Origin of the sequence: Dietzia sp. Cai40 (assembly GCF_014145165.1) — a bacterium.
GTDB lineage: Bacteria > Actinomycetota > Actinomycetes > Mycobacteriales > Mycobacteriaceae > Dietzia > Dietzia natronolimnaea.
This window is the reverse complement of record NZ_JAALEB010000201.1, coordinates 1-2,520: the sequence shown is the minus strand read 5'-3', so window position 1 is coordinate 2,520 and position 2,520 is coordinate 1. Positions and strand designations below refer to the sequence as shown.

Annotated in this window: 1 protein-coding gene and 1 pseudogene; both read right to left on the bottom strand. The window is 69.0% G+C overall.

Annotation, left to right across the window (positions count from 1 at the left end):
- Window positions 1–498: pseudogene (locus G6022_RS08655) on the bottom strand (hypothetical protein); the annotation flags it as partial.
- A 10-nt stretch (window positions 499–508) separates the two neighbouring features.
- Window positions 509–2,320 carry a maltose alpha-D-glucosyltransferase gene (treS, locus tag G6022_RS08650; RefSeq protein WP_182639759.1) on the bottom strand — a complete coding sequence of 604 codons (1,812 nt, stop codon included), beginning with the start codon at window positions 2,318–2,320 and terminating at the stop codon, window positions 509–511.
- Between the last annotated feature and the right edge of the window lie 200 nt (window positions 2,321–2,520).

Below are 2,520 nucleotides of genomic sequence, written 5' to 3'. Positions count from 1 at the left end.
GCCGGGTTGGACCAGTCGGAACACCTTGACCATGAGGTCGTCGCCGAACACCAGGGACGAGTTGGACTGCTCGCCCTCGAGCAACCTGCCCCGGGCGGGCTCGGGGGCGGGAGCGCCCGGGACCAGGCGGAACCGCAGCCCTCCCACCTCGTCCTGCGCGGAGAGGTGCGACACCAGTGACTCGGTCCCGCGCGGATCACGCAGTCCGTCGTAGACCACCGGTGAGGCGCCGTCGGGGGTCAGGGGGAGTGTCCGGCGGTCGTCCGGCAGGGTCCGCGCGGTGGCCAGTGGGACCTGATAGCGCTGTGGTCGCCCGTCCACCTCCACGTCCACCAGCAGGTGCTCCACCAGGACGTCGACGTGGTCGAGCAGCACCGCCCGCCGGGCGATCCGCACCGCCGACAGTCGCCGGCCCTTTCCCGCGAACCAGCGTTGTCCGGGGAGCCACTCGGTCAGCAACCTGACCATGGCGTCGTCGTCGACGGGGGTGATGCTCATGCCGCGCCTCTCATGCCGGGGTGTCCGTGGGACTGCGCAGCTCGAGCCAGTAGAAGCCGTAGCCGGGCAGGGTGAGCTGGTACGGGTCGGCGTCGATCTCGGGGAACGGGACCCCGCCGGTGAGCTCGGTGGGCCGTCGACCGGCGAACTCCGAGAGGTCCAGGCGCACGGCCTGCGGGAACCTCGAGAGATTGTTGACGCACAGGATCACGTCCGCCCCTGGGTCCTCGTCCGGGGCCCCCATCGTCCGGAGATAGGCCAGGATGCTCGGGTTGGACCCACCCAGATCGGTGAACTCGCCGCGCCCGAACGCCGGATGGCTCTTGCGCACGTGGATCATGCGTCGCGTCCAGTGCAGCAGGCTGGCGGTGGAGTTGAGCTGCGCCTCCACGTTGACGCCCTGGTAGCCGTACTGCGGGTCCATGATCACCGGGAGGTAGAGCCGGCCCGGGTCGCACCGGGAGAACCCGGCGTTGCGGTCGGGGCTCCACTGCATCGGCGTGCGCACGGCGTCGCGGTCGCCCAGCCAGATGTTGTCACCCATGCCGATCTCGTCGCCGTAGTACAGCACCGGGGACCCGGGCAGGCTGAGCAGCAGCGCCGAGAACAGCTCCAGCTGGTTGTGGTCGCCGTCGAGCAGCGGGGCCAGGCGGCGGCGGATGCCGATGTTGGCCTTCATCCGCGGGTCCTTGGCGTACTCCGCGTACATGTAGTCGCGTTCCTCGTCCGTCACCATCTCGAGCGTGAGCTCGTCGTGGTTGCGCAGGAAGATGCCCCACTGGGCGGAGGACGGGATGTCGGGGGTGTGCGCGAGGATCTCGGTGACGGGGAACCGGGACTGACGCCGCACCGCCATGAAGATCCTGGGCATCAGCGGGAAGTGGAACGCCATGTGGCACTCGTCGCCCACCTCGGGCTCGCCGAAGTACGCCACCACGTCCTCGGGCCACTGGTTGGCCTCGGCCAGCAGGACCCGGCCGGGGTACTCCTCGTCCACCACCGCCCGGCACTTGCGCAGGAACTCGTGCGTCTCGGGGAGGTTCTCGCAGTTGGTGCCGTCGCGCTCGAACAGGTACGGCACGGCGTCCAGGCGGAACCCGTCGATCCCCAGGTCCAACCAGAACCGCAGGACGTCGATCATCGCGTCCTGGACCTCGGGGTTGTCGTAGTTGAGGTCGGGCTGGTGGGAGAAGAAGCGGTGCCAGTAGAACTGTCCGCGCACCGGATCGTAGGTCCAGTTGGAGGTCTCGGTGTCGACGAAGATGATGCGGGCGTCCGGGTACCGGGTGTCGTCGTCGGACCACACGTAGAAGTCCCCGTACGGCCCGGTCGGATCGGACCGCGACTCGGTGAACCAGGCGTGGGTGTCGGAGGTGTGGTTCATCACCAGGTCGGTGATCACCCGGATGCCCCGCTGGTGCGCCTGGTCGAGGAAGTCGACGAAGTCCTCGACGGTCCCGAACTCGGGCAACACGGCGCGGAAGTCGCGGATGTCGTACCCGCCGTCGCGGAGCGGCGAGTCGTAGAACGGCGGCAGCCAGAGGCAGTCGACCCCCAACCACTCCAGGTAGTCGAGCTTCTCGGTGAGCCCGCGCAGGTCCCCGGTGCCGTTGCCGTCGGAGTCGTTGAACGCCCTGACCAGGACCTCGTAGAACACGGCTGACTTGTACCAGTCCCGATCGATCTCGAGCTCGGCCGCGTGCCGGTAGTTGTCGGCACTGGGCTCGACCACGTGACCGTCGTCGGTGAGCTCGGGCTCGGGGTGTCGGGGATCGGACCGGTGGGGGTCGGCCTGGTGTTGGTCGGGCTTGTGGCGCGACATCGGTGACATGGGGGCGAGCCTACGGCCCAGTACGATCCGTTGCATGCGGAAAATCGGCCCGGCGGAGCGTATCCGCGGCCTGAGGGGCGTGGATCCCGCGCGGTCGTATCGCCAGCGGCACGGCCGCCGGGCCCGCGCGCTGGCGGCCCTGTTGGATGTCGACGACGACGAGGTGGTCGTGCGCCCCTGGGAGTTGCGAC